This window comes from Streptomyces sp. NPDC001093 (assembly GCF_040298985.1).
Classification (GTDB): domain Bacteria; phylum Actinomycetota; class Actinomycetes; order Streptomycetales; family Streptomycetaceae; genus Streptomyces.
In genome coordinates this window covers 49,922-68,818 of record NZ_JBEPBF010000029.1, presented here as the reverse complement: position 1 = coordinate 68,818, position 18,897 = coordinate 49,922, and the positions used below count along the sequence as shown (strand labels likewise).

Below are 18,897 nucleotides of genomic sequence, written 5' to 3'. Positions count from 1 at the left end.
ATCCACCAGGTGGCCGTCTCCCGACCGGCATGCTCGGCCGCCGGCCCCGAGAGACCCTCGCTCGGAGCCGGTCGGCTGCCACCGCCCGGGTGAATGAGTCATCACGACAAGCCGCCGGCCGAGTGACCCATGGGATTTGGCGCTCACCTGGCGAGGTACCGATCAGCGTGCGTGTCGGACCGACGCGGACAGCGGTCCTCAACGACGGCCTCGAGACCTCCATCCGTCAGGCACGAGAAGGTGCGGCCGCCAGCCCGATGCGTCAAGAAGGGGACAGACGTGACCCAGCAGAATGTGACAGTTGCTGTCACGGGAGCGGGCGGCACCGGAGTGGCCAAAGCCTTGCTCGCCTCACTTCAGAGAGACGACCGGGTCGGCCACGTCAACCTTCTGGTGTCGGCCAACGGGCGCAAGCTGGTGGCTTTCGAATTCCAGACCGGCGAAGATCCGGACTCGGTGGTCCAGGCCCTGGAGGCCACGTCGACGAAAGTCCGCTTCCTCGATCCGGCCGACATGTCAGGACCGGTGACCAGCGGCAGCTACCCCACCGACGCCATGATCATCCTGCCGTGTGCCGCCGGCGTACTCGGACGCATCGCTCACGGCCAGACCGAGAGCCTCATCGAGCGAGCCGCGGACGTGATGCTCAAGCAACGGCGCAAACTCGTCCTCTGTCTCCGGGAAGCACCGCTGAACCTCATCCACCTGCGCAACATGGTCGCCGTCACGGAGGCGGGAGCCACCGTGTACCCGATGATCCCGACGTACTACAACGTGCCGGAGACACTCGCACAACTGCGGGACGAGTTCGTCGAACGCGTCCTGCAGTTCCTGGGCCTGCCCGGCACCGATCGCTACCAGTGGGACGGCACCGACACCACAGCGCGACGCGAGCACACTCAGGCGCGGTAGCGGACCGTGGCCGGCAGCTTCGGGCGCGTTTGTCTCCCGTTGCTACTCACCAGCGGTCCTGGGTTCGCTGATACGGCGGGCGGCCTCAACGACCGCCGCCCGGTGCAGGGCCAGCCGCTGTGCCGACCAGGACTGGCCGGCCTCCTTGGGGTCGACGCCCTCGGCGGCCCAGAACCACGCCTGGGCGGCGGCGAGAACCATGGTCAGGAGATCGGCAGGCTCCATCTCCCGGGCGAGGTCACCACGCTGCTGCGCGTCGGCCACTTCGGCCGTTTTGTGACCGAAGGCCTCGGCCTCGGGCCCGGTGGCGGTGGGGCGCTCCAGCAGTTTCCACAGTCGCAGGCGCATCAGATCCGGCCGGGCGACGAGGTGGTCGAAGATGGCGCCGGCGTATCCGGGCAGGTCCTCGACGTCGAACGGCACAGACTCGGCGCCCGCGGTCAGCGCACGCCGCAAGACCTCGTCGAACAGCTGCTCCTTGTTACCGAAGTAGACGTAGATCAGCCGCTTGTTCACCCCCGCGGTCTCGGCGATGCGGTCCACTCGGGCACCGGCGATGCCGTACGCGGCGAATTCGGTGAAGGCGGCGTCGAGCAGCCGGGCCTTGGTGGCGCTGGAGTCCCGTGACATGCCCGCCACACTAGCAAGTAACTATCTAGTTATTGACACGCGCGGGCCGCAGGTCTACGGTCGTGTATCTATCCAGTTAGTTACTCTGTCGACAGAACGGGAACCCTCATGGAACACCGCGCACTGGGCAGCCAGAGTCTGATCGTCGGCGCGCAAGGCCTCGGCTGCATGGGCATGAGCGCCTTCTACGGCGCCACCGATGAGACCGAGTCGCTGGCCACCATCGACCGCGCGCTGGAACTCGGTGTCACCCTGCTGGACACCGCCGAGAGCTACGGCCCCTTCATCAATGAGCAGCTGCTCGGCAAGGCGCTGGCGGGGCGGCGGGATGCCGCGGTGGTCGCCACCAAGACCGGCGTGGAGATCACCGACGACGGCAGCGTGCTCGGCCTCAACGGAAGGCCCGAGTACGTCCGGCGGGCCCTCGAACGCTCGCTGCGGCACCTGGGCACCGACCACATCGACCTCTACTACCTGCACCGCATCGACCCCAAGGTGCCGATCGAGGAAACCGTCGGCGCCCTGGCCGAGCTGGTCGCCGAGGGCAAGGTGCGGCACATCGGGCTGTGCGAGGCCTCGGCGCAGACCATCCGGCGGGCACACGCCGTGCACCCGCTCACCGCCGTCCAGACCGAGTACTCACTCTTCGAGCGGGGCATCGAACAGGACGGGGTACGCGACACGCTGCGGGAGCTGGGGATCGGCCTGGTCGCCTACTCCCCGCTGGGACGCGGCTTCCTGTCCGGGGCGATCACCAGCCCCGACGACTTCGCCGAGGACGACTGGCGCCGTACCGACCCCCGGTTCCAGGGCGAGAACTTCGCCCGCAACCTGGACGTCGTCCGCGAGGTCCGCCGCATCGCGTCCGACAAGAACGTCACGCCTTCGCAGCTGGCGCTCGCCTGGGTCCAGCACCAGGGCGCCGTGGCCATCCCCGGCACCAAGCGCCGCCGCTACCTCGAGGAGAACGTCGCCGCGACCGAGGTGACTCTGACGTCCGACGACATCGCCGCGATCGAGGCCGTCGCCCCGCACGGCGTCGTCACCGGCGACCGCTACGCACCCGAGCTGATGGGGACGCTCAACGGCTGACCGCCGACCGGCCCGTCACAAGATTCATTGCGAGGCCACACCCCCCGTGGCCCCCGACACACAGCACCAGGCCCCCCACGTCTTGAGCGGCTCCCGTGCCACCAGCCGGCCATACGGTCCCGGATCAGCGTGGACTCCTGTCGGCCGTTCGCCGTCTTCCCGGTGCCCCGGCCAGACCCCGTACCGGCGGTCCGGCATCACCTTTCGACCAACCCCCATTGCCGGGGCCGCCGAACGCAATCGGCAACCAGGCCGCACGCGTTGAGGCCCTCGGTGTTCTCAGATCAGGAGACTCGACTCATGTCCGTGCCTCAGACACCCCCCTCGTTCGGGGCAAGCGCGACCGCCGCCGACGTGATCGACGGCGTCGACCTTCACGGCCGCCGGGCCGTGGTGACCGGAGCCAGTTCCGGAATCGGCGTGGAGACTGCTCGGGCGCTCGCAGCGGCAGGCGCCGACGTCACCTTGGCAGTGCGTGACACTGACGCGGGAGCCCGGGTGGTGGCGCGCCTGGAGGCCGAACTGCCCCCGAAATCTGGGAAGTTGGCCGTGGGGCGACTCGACCTGGCCGACCGCTCGACGGTCGCGGCGTTCGTGTCCGCCTGGACGGGACCGCTGCACATCCTGGTGGGCAATGCCGGAGTGATGGCCCTGCCGGAACTCACCCACACCCCTGACGGCAGGGAAACCCAGTTCGCCGTCAACCACCTGGGGCACTTCGCCCTCGCCGTCGGCCTCCGCCCGGCCCTCGCGGCGGCGGGCGGCGCTCGGATCGTCTCGGTGAGTTCCATCGGCCACCTCTTCTCACCGGTGGTCTTCGACGACCTGGACTACCGCTTCCGCCCCTACGACCCCTGGACCTCCTACGGTCAGTCGAAGACCGCCAACATCCTGTTCGCCGTCGGTGCCGCGGAACGATGGGCCGACGACGGCATCACCGCCAACGCGCTGATGCCGGGCAACGTCGGCGACACCTCCCTGGCCCGGCACATGGACATGCAGCAGGTGGCAGACTTCATCGCCTCGGGCGCCATCGCGCTGCCGCCGCATAAGACGGTGGAGCAGGGTGCCGCGACTTCGGTGCTGCTGGCAGCCTCGCCGACGGTGGAGGGCATTACCGGCCGCTATTTCGAGGACTGTGCCGAGGCCGAGCCAGTCGCCGAGCGGGCCGGTGCGGTCGCCGGTGTAGCGCCCTACGCCCTGGACCGGGAGAACGCGGCCCGGTTGTGGGCCGTGTCCGAGGATCTCGCCCGCTAGCCACCTACGCTGCCGGCATGACGTCGCGACACGAGCAGTGGGCCCGGCTGCGCAGCCAGTTGTGGCGCCCGCCGCGTGCCCATGGTGAAGAGCCGCGCGAGCGGGTGGTCGGCCCGCTCGAACTGTTCTACGACCTCGTCGTGGTCGTACTGGTCGCCCAGGCCGCCCACCACTTGGCCGGGCTCCTGACCTGGCACGGACTGGGTGAATTCGCCGTGGTGTTCGCGCTGGTGTGGATCGGCTGGTTCAACGGTAGCCTCCACCACGAACTGCACGGGCACGAGGATGCCCGCGGCCGGAGCATGTTCCTGCTGCAGATCCTGGTACTGGTCCCGCTGGGTGCGTTCATCCCGGAGGCGGGCGGTGCACGCGGAGTCGCGTTCGCCATGGACGCGGGGGTGTTGTTCGCAGTGCTGGCGGTGTTGTGGCTGCTCGCCGCACGGGGAGACAGTGCTGAATTCCGCCGCCCCAGCAGGGTGTTCGTGACGGGGACGGCCGTGTGTGCGGGCGTGCTGGCCGGGAGCGCCGCCCTGCCCGCAGGGCTGCGCATGCTGACGTGGGGTCTGCTGGCGGCCGCGTACCTGGCGTGGCTTGCTGTCATGCTGGGGTGGGCGTTCCCGGAACGGGCGGTCGCGCTCAGCGTGACCGACGCGCTCGCCGAACGGTTCGGCCTGCTCATCATCATCGTGCTGGGCGAGACCGTGACGGGAGTGGTCGACGGACTGGCCCACGAGCCGACCAACGCGCTCACCCTCGCCGTCGGGCTCGTCGCCGTGGTTGTCGGCTTCGGCGCCTGGTGGACGTACTTCGACTTCGCCGGACACCGCTTGCCGAAGACCACACGCGGGAGCACCGTGCTGTGGATGCTGGTGCACCTGCCGCTCACGGCGGCGGTGCCGGCGGCCATGGGGGCCGCCATGGTCGGTTTCGTCGAGCATGCCCACGAGAAGGACGTGCAGCGCAACGCAACGCCCAGACAGCGGTTGCCCCCTACGATGTCAGGGCGCTGCCCGGCGTCCCTGTCGCCGTGCCGCTTGGCTGGCCAGAGCTGGATGAACCGGGCCTCACCGCGAAATGGTGGACGATCGCGGCGATCGGCGACCGCCTCGGGCACGCCCTGTGCCGGGGCCGCTCACTCGCGCCCGCCCGACGTCGCCTGGCCGCGCTGCACGACGGTGGCCGATCTCAGCCGGACTGCCGCGGCGACCCGCAGCGCCGCGATCCCGACCACCGACGCCTCCGGACAGCCACCCCGACCGCGCATCCTGCCCGGCACGGGCAGCAGCGGCCGGATGGCCGCCCAATTCGCGTCCGTCATGCCCGTCGGGCAGTACTGCTGCCGGGACCAGTTGTCGGCAGCGTTTGCGAACCGGTGGGCCAGGCAGTCACACGCCAGGGCGACGGAGCTGAACCGTCCGGTCGGCGTCGCGGAACACTGCGGCATCGGGGACTCCCACTTGAAGGGCATGTCACAAGATCGGAAAGACGGCAGATACGGAGAACTGAGGGAGCCGCCCCATGTCGGAACACCGGACCCCGGACGACTACGTGACGTTCGCCCTGGTCGACGTCTTCGCCGACACGCCACTGACCGGCAACCCGTTGGCCGTCGTCGACGTGAGCCACCTCGACGACGACCCGCCCGTCGCGTGGATGCAAAAGGTGGCGCGTGAGTTCAACCAGGCCGAGACCACGTTCGTCCTGCGTCCGAAAGCCACCGCGGGCCGGAATGCGGCGGCCCGACTGCGTTCCTTCACCGCAGGCGGGACCGAGGTCTTCGGGGCCGGCCACAACGCGTTGGGAGCGTGGTGGTGGCTCTTCGAGACCGGCCGTGTGACACGACCGGACGACGGTGGCCGTATCTCGCAGCAGATCGGCGACCGGCAGTCGGACGTCCTCGTCCTCGAAGACACGCTCGGGATGGTGCAGGAGCCGGCACGCATCGGCCGGCCGGCGGAGCCGGCGGCTGTAGTCGACGCGCTGCGGCTGAGCCTTGAGGATCTCGACCTCTCGCTGACCCCACGGAGTGTCGACACCGGCGCCAGTCATCTCCTTGTCGCGATCAACGACACCGCGGCGCTGGCACGATGTGCGCCCGAGAAGGCCGCGTTGGTCCGGGTGACGCGCACGTGCCAGGCACAGGGTCTCTACGCGGTGTCCATCGGAGACGAACGCCCCGTGACCAGCGTGTCGGCACGATTCTTCAACCCCGGCTCCGGGCTCGACGAGGACCCAGCCACCGGAAGTGCCGCCGGGCCGCTGTGCGCGTACCTGGACCACCTCGGCCTGCTCAGCGTCTCCAAGCGACTGGCCATCGCACAGGGCGAGTCCATGGCCCGTCCCAGCGTCATCAACATCCATCTCGATGACCGTTCCCGGCCAGTCGTCACAGGCCGATGCGCCATCTCCGCCGAAGGCCGGTTGAGCGGAGGAGAGTTCAATGTGGTGGGGTGATCGGCCTCCCCACCCATCACGACTCAGTCCTGCCAACAGAGCGGACCATGGTCTCGTCAACACTCAGGCTCCAGTCACTGGCCGAGGCACCTCCCAAGCACCGGGGCGACGATGCGCCGTTTCCGAAACGGTGAGTCACGGAACGCCACGGCCAGCCAATCGGACTCCCGTTCGACACACACGCCTGCAACCTCGTTCAGGATCCCTTGCGTGCGCAGCAGATACCTGCCGCCCTCCGATAGCCGCGCACCCCCCCGATTTCGACAGCCAAGCTTGCAAGCTTTCCTGTCGAAGTTTTGTGGTTGCTTCATGCGCTGTTCCGACTCCGAGCCCGAACCGCTCTCGCATCATGCGCTCGCGGAGGCGGCCCACGAGCTGCGTTCGGCCATGCATCACCTGCTACGCGTTATGAGCGTGGAAGAGGCCGACGGCGATCCGGGCAGCCAGCTCACACCGTCGCAGTCCTCGCTGCTCAAGCGGGTCCGCAGTGCCGGTCCCAGCACTCCGGCCGATCTGGCCAGGGCAGAGTTGGCGCGGCCGCAGTCGGCGTTGGCCACGCTCAAGCCCCTGGTTGAGGCGAGCCTGGTGGAACGGTACCCGCACCCGACGGACGGGCGGCAGATCCTGATCGTCCTGTCCGAGCGGGGCCGTGACCTGCTCGCCGAGCGGGACACCACCCGCAGTGATGTGCCGGCGGTGATGATCGCCGAACGGCTGAACCCGGCCGAGCAGCGCACCGTCGCCGAGGCCGCCACCCTGCTGCGGCGCCTGGGCGATCACTGAGCCCGGGCAGCACACGGCGCCACCGCCGCCGCGACGGAGCGGGCACCACCAACGCTCTCTCGTATATGGCAAGGACACACCCATGAGCCTCACCCCCTTCGACGACAAGACCGCCCTGGTCCTGAGTTCGCCGAGCCGGCCGACGGCCTGGCCAAGGACAGCGACATCCTGATCACCAAACGGCACTGGGGTGTTAGTCAGGAAGACCACCCGGAACCCCGCACTCCGGCTCACGACGGGGGGCGCGAGGCCACGATCAACGTGGTGGTCAACTCGATGTGCGCAGCCAGCGCGGTAACGGCGGCGTCGGCGTCGCCGTCGATCGCGTGCTGAAAGATGGTGGCGTGCTCCTGGGCCGGTTCGCGCGTGGCGTCGGACGGGTCGATCGCTTCCGACCAGCGGCGGTAGAGGCAGGCGCTGTCCCGCAGTGCCGTCGCGATCGCGTAGAGACGAGGGCTGCCGCACCCGGCGACCAGGGCGTCGTGGAAGTTCGCGTGGGCGGCTTCCCACGCCGGGGTGACGCGGGTTGGAGTGAACACGTCGCGGCGAGGTGTGTCGGCAAGGATGAAATGGGTCGCAACGAGCCGGGCACGCCAGTCCATGTCGCCCCGCTCTATGCCACGCCGCAGGGCCAGGCACTCGATGTCCGTCCGCGTCCGGGTCAGATCGAGTAGGTCATCGACGGAGATCGGCGTGACCTGGAAACCAACCTGCGGGTTGGCCAGTACCAATCCCTGCTCGGCCAGTCGGCTGAGCACCTCCCGGATCAGCCCGACGCTGGCGTCGTAGGCCTGGCACAGCGGCGTGAACTTGAGCCGCTCGCCCGGCGCGAAGCGCCCGCCGAGGATGTCAGCCCGCAGCCGAGCGTGCACCTCGTCCGTACGGGTCTTCGCACTGGTTGACATGGACGGCAGGATACACAACGACCCTGGATATTCGAATATCTCTTGACTCCTCGAATATTCAGAGCCGAGACTTCTGCCCCATGACCCCTACGACGAAGCGCAGCGTCGTCATCACCGGTGGCGGGACGGGCATCGGCGCCGCCACCGCAGAACTGTTCGCCAAGACCGGGCACGACGTCACGATCACAGGTCGACGTAGTGACGTGCTGGCCACCACCGCCAAGCGGTTGGGGGTGACCCACGCCGCGTTCGACGCCGCCGACCCGGCCGCCGTTCGGACGGCGCTCGACCAGCTGCCGGCCACCATCGACGTGTTGGTCAACAATGCTGGCGGCAACACCGACCGTCGCCGTCCGCCCGTCGCCGCGGGCGACCTTGCCGGTGTGGCCGACGCGTGGCGGGCCAACTTCGAGGCCAACGTGCTCACCACGGTCCTGGTCACTGAGGCACTCAAGCCGCGGTTGGCGGACGGAGCACGCATAGTCACCGTCGGTTCGGTGGCTGCCAAGCAGGGATCCGGTTCGTACGGCGCAGCCAAGGCTGCCCTGGAGGCATGGAACGTCGAGACCGCGAGGGCGCTGGGTTCTCGCGGGATCACTGCCAATGTCGTGGCACCGGGGGTCACTCTGGACACCGAGTTCTTCGCCGGCACGGTGTCCGAGGAGTGGGTCGCGGCACGGGTGTCCGCCGCGTTCAACCAGCGGCCCGGCACCCCGAACGAGATCGCGGAGGCGATCTTCTTCCTCGGCCGGCCCGATTCCGGCCACCTGACCGGCCAGGTGATCCACGTCAACGGCGGCGCCTACGCGGCGCGGTGACCACGTGCTGGACCGGGCTGTCGTGCGGGCCGCCGGCGGCGGGAATGCCAACGGCGACGCTTTCGGACAATGACCCCGGCCGACGTGCCCCTCGTTGTCGTGGCAATCGTCTTGGCCAGTGTTGCCCGGTGTCAGCGACCTGCTGGACTCATGAGTTCTTGAGCGTCTGGATGACCGGGGCCGTTTCCATGCACTGGACTGAAGGAAGGGTCGCGACTTTGGTGGTGAGATAGGTGTACAGGGCGCTGGGGTCCGGGCACAGCACACTGGCGAAGAGGTTCGTCGATCCGGTGGTCGCGGCGGTGAAAGGGACCTCGGGATGGGCGGCCAGGGCCTGGCCGGCTGCCACCATTTGGTCCGGGGCTACCGACAGCCAGAGCATGGTCTGGTGGGCCATGCCGAGGCTGCGGTAGTCAAAGTCGACGTCGAAGTAGAGGGCCCCGCTTGCCCTCAGGTCGGCGAGGCGGCGCCGCAGGGTGGTCGCGGGCCGGCCGGTGGCCGTGGCCAGCGCCGTGACATCCGTGCGGCCATCGCGCTCAAGCAGGGCCAGCAACTGCTTGTCAGTGTCGTCCAGGTCGACTTGTGGTCCGTCCGCGGCGCGTGGGGACTCCAACTGGGCCACCTGCTCGGGGGACAGTGCGTGGACATGGCCTTGTGGTCCCCCGAAGAACACGTGGAGCAGGCAGTTGGCGCTGACGTTGATCACGCGCGGGGTACGGGGCAGTTTTCCCAGCAGGAATGTCGCGCTGTCGCGGCCTGTGGGCGCCCGCACGATAGCGACGATCTCAGTGCCGCCGGATGTCAGTTTCACCCACGAGGTGTCCGGCCGGCGGGCCAGCGATTCGCCGATAACCCGGGCGGCGTCGGGGGTGCACCGGACCCGGACGAACCATGCGACCTCGCCTACTCGCGCTGGGTCGGTGCGGCCGGTGACACGGATCTTCTTGGCCGAGCGCAGGGAGGCGTAGCGGCGGGCCACAGTCTGGTCGGACAGTCCGAGCACGCCGGCGATCTTGCTGAAGGGTGCTCTCCCGTCCACCTGCAGCGCATGGATGATCTTGAGATCGAGCTCGTCGAATGTCACGGATATCGCCACTGCAGGCCTGCCTATGTCGAAAATCGCCATTTACAACCGACCGGCTGGGCACTGGGCCCGCCCAGGGCCGAGCATCAATGTGCTCCAAGCCATGGAGAATTCAGCCCCTCACCATCCACTCAAGGAGGCTTCTATGACCAGGATCAGCACCGGAAAGACATTGCTGACCCTGACCTCTCTCGTGACGGCGTATGGCAGCTACTTCTTCGACTGGAACGAAACCCACATCTACAACCCCAACTGGCCGCCGCACGCCAAGTTCCACAACGCTCAGACCATGAGCATGGGCACCGCGGTGGGCATGGCCGGCCTTTACACGCTGTGGGGCCGCCGCGGCCCCTGGACCCGGGACCGCCTGCAGGTCAGCACCGCCGCCGCGTCCGTCTACTGGATCACGCAATTGTCGTCGACCCTCTTCCCGGGAACAGCCCTGTTCGACGGGCCATGGCCCGCGTCCGCCCTTGACCGCGCGGACGCCGGGGCGTCCGGACCGGGCAGCGGCCGGGAACAGGAGGAACAGGTCCCGGCGAGGCCGCCCAGGGTCCGTGGCCCGCAGACCGTCGTAGCGAGCGTCTCGCTGGCACTGAACGTTCTGGCTTACGGTCTGGAGAGTCGGCGTCTCGCGCGAGGATCTGAATAGCAGTCAAGGGTGGCGCGCAGCGCCATCGCGACAGCGAGGCGACCGGGCAGCGCCTGGAGCAGGCCGGCTTCGTCACCCGCAAGCCCTCTCCGCTCGACCGTCGGGCTGTCGTCGTGGCCGCCACTCGCGCGGGCCAGGCCCTGCGCGACCGGGTGCAGCGGTCATGGAGCGACCTGGAAGAGCTCACCGCCGCAGGGCCGGCGGACGGGGAGCGCAAAGAAGCCCTGCGGGTGCGGAGACGGATCGAGGCGAACCTGACGACCGCTCCGGCCGCCACCGACTCCGCGGGCGGGGCCGCGGCCACCTGAACGCGTTCAGCCGCTGCCCGGGCCGCTTTCGGTGGCTCTGGGCCGTCCGCCGTACCCGGAGTGGTCATACCGCGGGCGCCTTCCGCCGAGCGGCTCGGACGTCGAGGGTGTACTGGACGGCCAGGCACCCGAGCGTCCAGGAGGCGAGCACGAGCAGGCCGCTGGCCAGGTGCGCGCAGTGGTAGTAGCCGGCGCCGCGCAGTGCCCGGACGGCGGCGGCCGGAGGCATGATCTGCGCCAGGGGAGCCAGCCACGGCGGCAGGAAGGAGGGCGGCAGGATGCCCCCGGAGGTGGCATTGCCGAAGATCAGCAGCACCACCGACGCCACAGGCATGCCGATCGGACCGCATATGCGCAGCAGCACTCCGGCTGATACCGCCGTGGCCATGGCCAACAGGCCCGCGATCACGGCCACGGTGGTGAACGCGGCTGGCAAGGCGTGGAAGGCCTGGTGGCCGAGGAGCGCCACCATGACGCCGCTCGCGGCCGCGAAGACCGCGGTGGAGGCCAGCCGGGCGGCCAGCTGCAGGCGCGGGGCGATCTGGTAGGAGGCCACCGAGAACAGGAAGCCGGCCAGCACGACGCCGAAGGAGGCGTAGAAGACCGACAGTCCGCGGGCATCGCCGGGCGCCAGCGGTACAACGTCCTCGACCACTACCGGGTGTCCGACCACCGAGGTGACGGCGGCCTGCAGGCCGGCGACAGTGGACGGCCCCTGGGCGCCCGCCGCGAGGAGCACCGTGCTATTGCCCTCGGTGACCAGGGCGGCGGGCACCCGGTCGTGCGTGACGGCGTCGCGGGCGGCGTCGGCGCCGGCGTAGCGGTGGAAGGTGTAGGCGTCCGGCGCGGTGTCGTTCAGGGCGAGCTCGGTGCGTGCGGCCGTCCGGTCGGAGGCTGCGATGCCCAGTGGCTGGTGGTGAGCCGTGGGCGCGTGGAAGGCCGCCAGGTACACCGCGACGAACACCGTTCCGATCGCCAGCGCGGTCACCACCGGGACGAGCATGGCCTTGCGGATCGCGGCGCCTGCGGCGAGTACCGGAGTGGGGACACCCGGCTCGGTGTCGAGCAGGGCATGGCGGCCGCGTCGCTCGCTGTTCTCAGGGCGGGAGCCCAGCGGCACGTCGACGGACGCCCCCGCCGAGGGGTCGGCCGAGGAGGTGGAGGGGCTCGACTCGACACCCTCGGGGTACGTGTGCGGGGGAACGGGCGTGGTGTGCTGCATGTGGGTATCTGCCGCTTACGCGCGGCCTGCGGTAGGGACTTCTTGTATGAGCGCCAACTGGGCTTCATCCGTGCGGACTTGCCTAGGGAGCGCCTGGGCCGGGCCAGTCCGCGTCAGCGGCTGCCGGCCGGCCGCATGACGCCGGTCACGCAGCGGGGTGGCGGGACCGGCGCCGGTCACGACATGGGCCGTCGACGGCAGCGGGCCTCGGTCGAGAAGGCTTCTAGAAGAAGCCGCCGTCCACGGGCAGCGTGCGGCCGGTCATGTAGGCGGCGTCGTCGGAGGCGAGGAAGGCATAACCCGCGGCGATCTCCTCGGGCTTGGCCAGACGGCCGAGAGCGCCGTGGACCGACAGCCACTGGGAGAGCGGCATCGAATCCCTGAGCAGGGGGTGCTGATAGCGGGCGCCGTGCTCCGCGGCCATGTCGGTGGCGGTGCCGCCGGGGGCGATCGCGTTGACTGTGATGCCGCGCCGGCCGAGCTCTGCGGAGAGGTTGAGGACTATGGATTCCACGGCCGCCTTGGACGAGGCGTACAGGGTGTGGCCGAACACCGCGCGGGAGGCGCTCACCGAGGAGGTCAGCACGATCCGCCCGCCCTCCCGCATGTGGGCCGCGGCGTGCTGGACGGCGAACAGCTGACCGCGAGTGTTCACGGCGAAGACGTGGTCGAAGTCGGCCGGGGTGATGTTCTCCAGCGCGTCGAAGTGCTCGATGCCGGCGCACGAGGCCAGGACGTCGAGCCGGCCGAACTCGGACACCGCCTGCTCGACCAGGGCCCTGGTCTGCTCGGGATCGGCGACGTCCGTGCGCACGGCCAGTGCCCTGCCGCCGTCGGCCGTGACCGTGTCGACCAGCTCGTCCGCCGCCTGCTTGTTGCCGCGGTAGCCGATGGCGACCGCGGCTCCCTCTGCGGCCAGACGCGCGACGACCGCCGCGCCGATCCCCCGGCTGCCTCCGGTCACCACCGCGGCCTTGCCCGCGAAGCGGCTGCTGCCCAGTGAGGTCATAGGTCTTCTTTCCTTCCCGTGTTGACGAACCGGCTCTCGGGACACACCGGGTGCACCAGCCGCGCCGCCGCCCCCTGCCCACGAATGCAAGGGAGGTCGGGGCTCTGGGTCCAGCCATCGCGTTCCACGGGCCGACACGGACCAGGCTAGCACTAACCGCAGTAAATCCTTCACTTATCCTGGGTGTCGTACGCTCGGCACGCACGCGGAGCACGACGACAGCAGAGGTGGACCACCGTGACCGGCAGCACCCCAGGGCGAGACGGGACCCCGCAGCTGCGCGCCGACGCCGCACGCAACCGCGCCCAGATCCTGACCGCGGCGCGCACCGCCTTCCGTGAGTCGGGCACCGCCGTCCCCCTGGACGAGATCGCCCGCCGGGCAGGCGTGAACATCGCCACCCTCTACCGACGCTTCCCTGACCGCGACGCCCTGATCGCCCAGGTCCTCCTGGACGGATTCGCCCTCGTGCTCGACACCGCCCGCGCGGCGGCGAAGCAGGCGCAGACCGACCCGTTCACGGCTGTGGAGACCTTCCTGCAGGACCTCATCGACAACCGCGACCTGCTGTCACTGCCCCTGATCGGGGGCCCGATGACGAACAAACCCCAGGCCCGCGAACTGCAACGGGAGATCGCCGCCGCACTGGAGGAGATCCTCACCGAAGGGCGCACCCGCCAGGCTCTCCGGCCCGACATCACAGCCGTCGACCTGATCACCACTGCCGCGCTGATCTGCCGCCCCCTGCCCTACCTCCCACCCCAGCAGGCCACCGCGCTGGCCGCGCGACACCTCGGCGTCTTCCTCGACGGGCTGCGCCCGGAACGCACCCGCACCCTGCCGGCAGCTCCCACCCACGAGGAGATGACAGCCCACCTCGTCCCCGAAGGCGGATCGGCCGACACCCCGACCGAGCCCTGACCCGCAGCCATGCCCGCTGTGGGGCCTGCCTTCCCCGTCCGGATGGCAGGCCCCGCAAGCTTTTCTGGATACCCGCCGGCGATGGCCGCGGTGATGGCCCTGTCCGGCTGGACCCTGGAACGCTTCGGCGCCCGGACGATGTGGAGCACGAGCATCCGCCTGTGCCTCCTCGGGTCGGTACTGTGCGGCACCGCCGGGGATGCCCGCAGTCTCATCGCGTTCGGGATCCCGTCCGCGTTGGGCCCGGTGGTCGGTGGCGCCATCGTCGATGACTGGAACTGGCGCTGGATCTTCTTCATCAACGTCCCGGTGTGCATCGCCGCCATCGTGCTCGCCTGGCGGACCATGCCGACCAGGCGGTCACGCACCGCCGGGAAGCTGGATGTCCTTGGCCTCCTGGTGCTCTCCCCGGCCTGCGCCGGGGTGGTCTTCGGCCTGAACGAGGCCAGCAAGCACATTTCGTTCGCCGATCGGCACGTCGTGGTCCCGCTGGCCATCGGGGTCCTGCTGCTCGCAGCGTTCGCGGTGCACGCGCTCCGCACCGACAACCCGATCCTGGATCTGCGGTTGCTGAAGGTCCGCGGCTTCCTGTCCTCATCGGCTGCGAATCGACGACACCGAGGATGCGCGGGGTGTCGTAGAGCGGGTCGGGCATCGCCCCGATCCGGTTCAACAGTCCCATCCGCCCCGCCGTCACTCCCAGGGCGTTGGCCCGTCCGAGCTCCGGCCCGGCCGGTCAATGCGAGCGCGATCCGGTCCGGCACCGCGCCCAGTCGATCGGTGCACCGGGGCGTAGGGGATGGTCAAACCCGGTATCTGTGCGACAGATGTGCGCTGAGAGCAGGAGCCGTCAGCGCAGACGAATCGCCTCACCGACAGCAAGGGTCCGCACGGCGTGCCCGGCCACCGGGAGATCCTGCAGACGGCGCTCGTAGCGGTCCTGCACACGAGCCGATGCCCGGCCACAGGCTGGACACGAGCCCGCGTCGCGGCGGCCGCTCAACCGCGCCACCATCCCGCACGCGCCGTACGCCGCCGCGGTGACCAGTACCTCGAGGCCCTTGAACAGCACATCCTGCCAGGTGAGTTCGTCGCGGTTCATGTCCTGGGTGCCGCCAGACCCGCTTTCCGGCCGTGCCGGCTGCGGGGCCCACAACCGCTGGTGTTCGGGTCGCCTCCGCGGGTTAGCCGGTCGCCGCGGGGACGGGGAGGTGACCAGCGCCGCGTGCTGCCGGCCTCCACAGCAGTCGCGGTCGTGGACGTCGCCCTGCCGGACAGGCCGGGGGAAGGAGACCTTCACAGCCCGGGCGAGGCCATGGTGCCAGGTGCTCGATGACGTCGCGGTCGCGGATCCCGCCCATCGCGATGGTCTGGCAGCCCACCAGGCGGGAGCCCTCCAGCCTGATCGTGCAGGTGTCCGCCTCGTGGTACTCGGCCCCGCTCACCCGCACCGTGCGGTCATCGAGCGCGGTGTAGCTGGCGCGTCCGGTGTCCAGGGCACCGGACGGCTCGTTGATCAGGTAGGGGTTCGCGTTCTCGTACAGAGTGGCCGTCTGCTCCGGGAAGGTCACCCGGGCGGCTGCGCAGCAGGCCGTGGTTATCGACTGGACCACGGCGCTCAGCAGGCTCGGTCTCAGCTGACGGCTCCTGCTTCTGCTTCTCGAATTGGGTGCGCTTCGGCCGGCGGTGTGGCACCGTGGGGCCGCTGGGCCCGTCGCTCTCCCCCGTGACGACGGGCCAGTTCTCGTATCAAGCGTGCGCCCCGGCGAGCCCTGGGTGTGAGGCCGACACGAACGGCACCTGCTTTTGGAGGCCAGGCGGCGACGCTTCGTCCTCATCCTGGCCCCACAGCACTGGTCAGCCGTCATTCAGAGGGGCAGTTGTCCCACAGCTGGGAGAGCTCCCGGGGAATTCCGACGCAGCCGCCGCTGAACGGGGCGGCGCTGTGGCTGTAACCCCAGGGCCGGCCGCCCCGGAGGATGAAGTACTTGCGCGCACTGCCATCGTCCTGGATGCCGACCTGCTCCTGGCGCGTCGCGCCCGGGGTGAGTTCGAAGGCGGTCGCGGCGTACCGCGTGTCCCCGCACTGCCCGTAAAGGAACTGGCCCGGGCGCGGCTTGATGTGGTGGAAAAGGGCGTTGTGGCTGGTGTACGCCCGGGTGACCGCCGTCTTGACCGCCGCGGTCGCGACCAGGTTCCGGCATCCGGTGATCTTCGCAGACGCAGCCGGCACCGTCTGGCCATCGCCTGCAGACGCGGTGGCCGCCGGCTGAGTCCCGCCCGGAGCCGCTGCAGCCGAACCGCCCGCATGAACCGAACCAGCCCCAGAACCAGTACCGGTACTGCTGCACGCGCCGAGCAGAAACACGGCGGACACCGCGACAGCGGTCGAAGCCATCGCGCGAGGCATAGTGGAACGCATCAGAACTGGTCCCCCCCAGAAAGAGCACATGACGTGGAAACAGGCAGGTCGCGCCTGTCCCGTGCACGCCATTCTTTCGGCCGTTCTCGACAACAATCCCCCCGTCCCGTCACAGCCCTGCAACGACAAACCGCCCATCCTGGGTTCGACGGGCGCCCCACTGGCCTCCTTGGTCCGGCACCCCAGCCCAGGTGTTGGAGGAGCTGCTGAATAACCTCGCAGACGGCGACGGCTGGGACGCGGCCATCGGCGCTCCGGTGATCGAGAAGATGGCCACCGCCCCAGGCATCAGACATTTGCGTGGGTCAGAAGCGCGGCAGATGGTGCACCACCAGCAACCAGGGAACTGCTGAGACGAACGTGCAGCGCGCCGAAGGCCGGATCCCCTATCTCCGGTCGAGTCACCCACTGCGCGGCGGCCCTGGGGCCAAGGGCTCAGATGCCGGTGCTCGGAAATCACGAGGGAGCGTTTCCGTACCACTCGATCCGCTGCCCGGCAAACCGCGGTCTACAGCGGAGGCTCAGGCCCTGTCGTCGAATGTGACCTTGAGGACCTTGCATGCCCATGCAGTTCATGAACGCCAAGCAGACCGCCGAGTATCTGAACATGTCGATCACATGTGTGTACCGAGATGCACCCAAACTCGGACTCGTCCCCTACAAGTTCGGGAACGGCCGTAGCGCCAAGCTGCAGTTCAAGGTCACCGATGTGCACGCCTGGGCTCGGCAGCAGAAGCTCGGCTGAGTTCCTCCACGCTGGATTCCTGGCCACCGGCGCGGCCAGGAATCACCCGCCGCGTCAGGCTGCGAGTGCCATGTCCAGCACCTGCGCCGCCTTGCCGATCGATCCCGGCAGAAGGTGCCGGTAGATCTTGAACGTGACGTCGACGCTCTTGTGTCCCATCCACTCGGCGACGTCCGTGATCGGGATGCCGTTGCTCAGGCAGTTCGACGCGTAGAACTGGCGGTTGCCGTAGAGGACCATCCCTTCCGGGACGTCCGCCTTGCCCGCTGCCCTGATCCGCTTCCACTGGTTGTCCATCCCCCAATGCGGATACGGCTTGCGAGGGTCGGTCGGCTGACGCAGCAGGCAGCCGTCAAACGTGCCGTACGTGTCGGCGTACCACTCGATCGTCTCCCTGATCCGCGCGGGAAGGGGCACGTCGCGGTACTCCCCCGCCTTCCTGTGCTTGAGCGGCCCGTACCGGCGAGTCGACAGCACGACCTGCTCGGTGACCCGGTACACGTCATCGGCCACGATGTTGTCCAGGTTCACCGCGAAGGCCTCGCCGTTCCGCAGGCCGCAGCCGCTCATCAGGTCCACGACCAGCATGAAGGCGTCGTCACCCGCGGCCCGTATCGCTCGAAGCTGTTCGAGAGACGGGATCACCGCCCGAGCCGGTCGTACTGCGGCGGCTTGACGCCATCCAACGGGTTGTCGGAGAAAATACCGAGCCGATGCGCATCGAGGAGAACCGCGCGCAGCTTGTCGAAGGCGTTGGACTGCGTGGCCACACCAACACCATTGCGTTCCATGGTTCGGATGAAGCCGTCAACCACCTTGTGGTCGAAGGAGTTCATCCGCCGACTGCCGAGCGCCGGGTAGAGGTGGTGCTCCAGCAGCGAGTCGAGGTGCCGCAGCGACGAGACAGCCAGGTGCCGCTGGCCGGCCTTCCACTCCTCGACATACTCCTCGAAGCGCATCCGCCCGTACTTCTGGATCCGCTCCGCCTTCGACTGGGACCGAGGCATCGCCTTCTTCTGGTTGTAGACCTCCATCAAACGCGCGATCGCCTTGTCCTGGGTTCCGAAGCCGGACTCCTCCGTATGCTTGCCCCCCCCCATTGCGGTACCGGATCTTGTACTCGTGCGGGCACTTCGACCAACGGGACTCGGGGTGCTCGCAGCCCTTGAAGAAGGTGCCCATCCCGCGGGCGAGCGCGCGTGCCGCCATGCGGTGCTGTCTCCTCGGCGTCCAATGCTGACCTTTTGCTGACGTCCGAGGGTCTTCGATGCCCCTGACCTGGGAAGAATCGCCAATCACGTGATATGTGGTGGGATTTCGCGGGGCGCACCCAGTCAGAGATCGAGCAGGCCCGCGACGACTGGACGAAAGGGACCCGATTCGGCGAGGTGAAGGGGTACGAAGGGGGGCCGTTGCCCGCGCCGGAGCTGCCGCCGGTACCGTTGAAATCTCGGGGTCGAGCGCGCTGAACTGGCATTTTCGCAGTTCTCATCAGGCCGATGCTGACCCAATACTGACTTTACTGACGGATGCTCAGCTTCGTGGGCCACCTGCCCGCACTCCACCGTGTTCAGAAGCTGACGTTGCTTCGTGCTCGTCGAGCGACTGGATGTTTCCCCCGGGGGGGATCTCGAGGTGACGGTGGTGGGGGGCGTCACGATCGGGCCAACTCGGCGCACCCAC

General features: G+C 68.9%; 22 protein-coding genes and 3 pseudogenes. 15 read left to right on the top strand and 10 right to left on the bottom strand.

Features of this window, described 5'->3' with window-relative positions; all coding sequences use genetic code 11:
• Window positions 1-279 precede the first annotated feature (279 nt).
• The gene (locus ABT288_RS17355; protein WP_351224914.1) at window positions 280-912 is read left to right on the top strand and encodes a UbiX family flavin prenyltransferase; all 633 of its coding nucleotides are present in this window, start codon (window positions 280-282) and stop codon (window positions 910-912) included.
• A 42-nt stretch (window positions 913-954) separates the two neighbouring features.
• Here the strand turns inward: ABT288_RS17355 and ABT288_RS17350 are convergent, their stop codons facing one another.
• Window positions 955-1,542: a TetR/AcrR family transcriptional regulator gene (locus ABT288_RS17350; protein WP_351608054.1), complete on the bottom strand. Its 588-nt coding sequence runs from the start codon at window positions 1,540-1,542 to the stop codon at window positions 955-957.
• A gap of 108 nt (window positions 1,543-1,650) precedes the next feature.
• Here ABT288_RS17350 and ABT288_RS17345 point away from each other — a divergent pair, with 108 nt between their 5' ends.
• The 6 genes and pseudogenes from ABT288_RS17345 (at window position 1,651) to ABT288_RS17320 (ending at window position 7,128) form a co-directional block, all read left to right on the top strand.
• Window positions 1,651-2,634 carry an aldo/keto reductase gene (locus tag ABT288_RS17345; RefSeq protein WP_351608052.1) on the top strand — a complete coding sequence of 328 codons (984 nt, stop codon included), beginning with the start codon at window positions 1,651-1,653 and terminating at the stop codon, window positions 2,632-2,634.
• 300 nt (window positions 2,635-2,934) lie between these two features.
• Window positions 2,935-3,891 (top strand): SDR family NAD(P)-dependent oxidoreductase, encoded by a 957-nt coding sequence (locus tag ABT288_RS17340; RefSeq protein ID WP_351608050.1) that lies wholly within the window; start codon window positions 2,935-2,937, stop codon window positions 3,889-3,891.
• Between the two features lie 17 nt (window positions 3,892-3,908).
• Window positions 3,909-4,784, top strand: a pseudogene (locus tag ABT288_RS17335) (low temperature requirement protein A); the annotation flags it as partial.
• Window positions 4,688-5,443, top strand: a complete 756-nt coding sequence (ligD, locus tag ABT288_RS50265) for a non-homologous end-joining DNA ligase LigD (RefSeq protein WP_502972766.1) — start codon at window positions 4,688-4,690, stop codon at window positions 5,441-5,443. The pseudogene ABT288_RS17335 and the gene ligD, both read left to right, overlap by 97 nt.
• Complete coding sequence (locus tag ABT288_RS17325; RefSeq protein WP_351608047.1) at window positions 5,410-6,345, top strand: PhzF family phenazine biosynthesis protein; 936 nt, start codon at window positions 5,410-5,412, stop codon at window positions 6,343-6,345. Before ligD ends, ABT288_RS17325 begins: the two co-directional genes overlap by 34 nt.
• 408 nt (window positions 6,346-6,753) lie before the next feature.
• Window positions 6,754-7,128: a MarR family winged helix-turn-helix transcriptional regulator gene (locus tag ABT288_RS17320; RefSeq protein ID WP_351608044.1), complete on the top strand. Its 375-nt coding sequence runs from the start codon at window positions 6,754-6,756 to the stop codon at window positions 7,126-7,128.
• Between the two features lie 230 nt (window positions 7,129-7,358).
• Here the strand turns inward: ABT288_RS17320 and ABT288_RS17315 are convergent, their stop codons facing one another.
• Window positions 7,359-8,033, bottom strand: coding sequence for a GntR family transcriptional regulator (locus ABT288_RS17315; RefSeq protein WP_351608041.1), 675 nt, complete (start codon window positions 8,031-8,033; stop codon window positions 7,359-7,361).
• An 80-nt stretch (window positions 8,034-8,113) separates the two neighbouring features.
• Here ABT288_RS17315 and ABT288_RS17310 point away from each other — a divergent pair, with 80 nt between their 5' ends.
• Entirely contained in the window at window positions 8,114-8,851 is a 738-nt protein-coding gene (locus ABT288_RS17310) for an SDR family NAD(P)-dependent oxidoreductase (protein WP_351608039.1), read from the top strand.
• A 148-nt stretch (window positions 8,852-8,999) separates the two neighbouring features.
• On the opposite strand, the gene ABT288_RS17305 is transcribed toward ABT288_RS17310, so the two are convergent.
• On the bottom strand, window positions 9,000-9,935 hold the full coding sequence (locus ABT288_RS17305; RefSeq protein WP_351608037.1) for an Lrp/AsnC family transcriptional regulator: 936 nt from the start codon (window positions 9,933-9,935) through the stop codon (window positions 9,000-9,002).
• Window positions 9,936-10,080: 145 nt separating this feature from the next.
• Here ABT288_RS17305 and ABT288_RS17300 point away from each other — a divergent pair, with 145 nt between their 5' ends.
• Window positions 10,081-10,587 carry a DUF6640 family protein gene (locus ABT288_RS17300; RefSeq protein ID WP_351608035.1) on the top strand — a complete coding sequence of 169 codons (507 nt, stop codon included), beginning with the start codon at window positions 10,081-10,083 and terminating at the stop codon, window positions 10,585-10,587.
• Window positions 10,588-10,700: 113 nt separating this feature from the next.
• Window positions 10,701-10,895, top strand: a complete 195-nt coding sequence (locus ABT288_RS17295; RefSeq protein ID WP_351608033.1) for a hypothetical protein — start codon at window positions 10,701-10,703, stop codon at window positions 10,893-10,895.
• A 64-nt stretch (window positions 10,896-10,959) separates the two neighbouring features.
• Here the strand turns inward: ABT288_RS17295 and ABT288_RS17290 are convergent, their stop codons facing one another.
• Both ABT288_RS17290 and ABT288_RS17285 read right to left on the bottom strand, forming a co-directional pair.
• Entirely contained in the window at window positions 10,960-12,117 is a 1,158-nt protein-coding gene (locus tag ABT288_RS17290; RefSeq protein WP_351608030.1) for an ABC transporter permease, read from the bottom strand.
• A 223-nt stretch (window positions 12,118-12,340) separates the two neighbouring features.
• Window positions 12,341-13,126: an SDR family NAD(P)-dependent oxidoreductase gene (locus ABT288_RS17285; protein ID WP_351608027.1), complete on the bottom strand. Its 786-nt coding sequence runs from the start codon at window positions 13,124-13,126 to the stop codon at window positions 12,341-12,343.
• Between the two features lie 237 nt (window positions 13,127-13,363).
• Between ABT288_RS17285 and ABT288_RS17280 the strand changes: the two genes are divergently transcribed.
• Window positions 13,364-14,047 (top strand): TetR/AcrR family transcriptional regulator, encoded by a 684-nt coding sequence (locus ABT288_RS17280; RefSeq protein WP_351608025.1) that lies wholly within the window; start codon window positions 13,364-13,366, stop codon window positions 14,045-14,047.
• Window positions 14,048-14,056: 9 nt separating this feature from the next.
• Window positions 14,057-14,512: pseudogene (locus ABT288_RS17275) on the top strand (MFS transporter); the annotation flags it as partial.
• 385 nt (window positions 14,513-14,897) lie between these two features.
• Here ABT288_RS17275 and ABT288_RS17270 read toward each other — a convergent pair.
• From ABT288_RS17270 to ABT288_RS17260, 3 genes are all read right to left on the bottom strand, one after another.
• A complete protein-coding gene (locus ABT288_RS17270) occupies window positions 14,898-15,149 on the bottom strand; it encodes a transposase family protein (RefSeq protein WP_351608023.1) in 252 nt (83 codons plus the stop codon).
• 82 nt (window positions 15,150-15,231) lie between these two features.
• The gene (locus ABT288_RS17265) at window positions 15,232-15,660 is read right to left on the bottom strand and encodes a hypothetical protein (RefSeq protein WP_351608020.1); all 429 of its coding nucleotides are present in this window, start codon (window positions 15,658-15,660) and stop codon (window positions 15,232-15,234) included.
• A 251-nt stretch (window positions 15,661-15,911) separates the two neighbouring features.
• Complete coding sequence (locus ABT288_RS17260) at window positions 15,912-16,280, bottom strand: hypothetical protein (RefSeq protein ID WP_351608018.1); 369 nt, start codon at window positions 16,278-16,280, stop codon at window positions 15,912-15,914.
• A gap of 380 nt (window positions 16,281-16,660) precedes the next feature.
• On the opposite strand from ABT288_RS17260, the gene ABT288_RS17255 reads away from it, so the two are divergent.
• Together ABT288_RS17255 and ABT288_RS17250 are read left to right on the top strand one after the other, a co-directional pair.
• Entirely contained in the window at window positions 16,661-16,822 is a 162-nt protein-coding gene (locus ABT288_RS17255) for a hypothetical protein (RefSeq protein WP_351608016.1), read from the top strand.
• Between the two features lie 206 nt (window positions 16,823-17,028).
• Window positions 17,029-17,214: a helix-turn-helix domain-containing protein gene (locus ABT288_RS17250; RefSeq protein WP_351608014.1), complete on the top strand. Its 186-nt coding sequence runs from the start codon at window positions 17,029-17,031 to the stop codon at window positions 17,212-17,214.
• A gap of 54 nt (window positions 17,215-17,268) precedes the next feature.
• Here ABT288_RS17250 and ABT288_RS17245 read toward each other — a convergent pair whose 3' ends face one another.
• Both ABT288_RS17245 and ABT288_RS17240 read right to left on the bottom strand, forming a co-directional pair.
• A complete protein-coding gene (locus tag ABT288_RS17245) occupies window positions 17,269-17,802 on the bottom strand; it encodes a tyrosine-type recombinase/integrase (RefSeq protein WP_351608011.1) in 534 nt (177 codons plus the stop codon).
• Window positions 17,803-17,855: 53 nt separating this feature from the next.
• Window positions 17,856-18,314 (bottom strand): hypothetical protein, encoded by a 459-nt coding sequence (locus ABT288_RS17240; RefSeq protein ID WP_351608009.1) that lies wholly within the window; start codon window positions 18,312-18,314, stop codon window positions 17,856-17,858.
• Between the two features lie 204 nt (window positions 18,315-18,518).
• Here ABT288_RS17240 and ABT288_RS17235 point away from each other — a divergent pair.
• Window positions 18,519-18,683 (top strand): annotated as a pseudogene (locus tag ABT288_RS17235) (pirin family protein); the annotation flags it as partial.
• Between the last annotated feature and the right edge of the window lie 214 nt (window positions 18,684-18,897).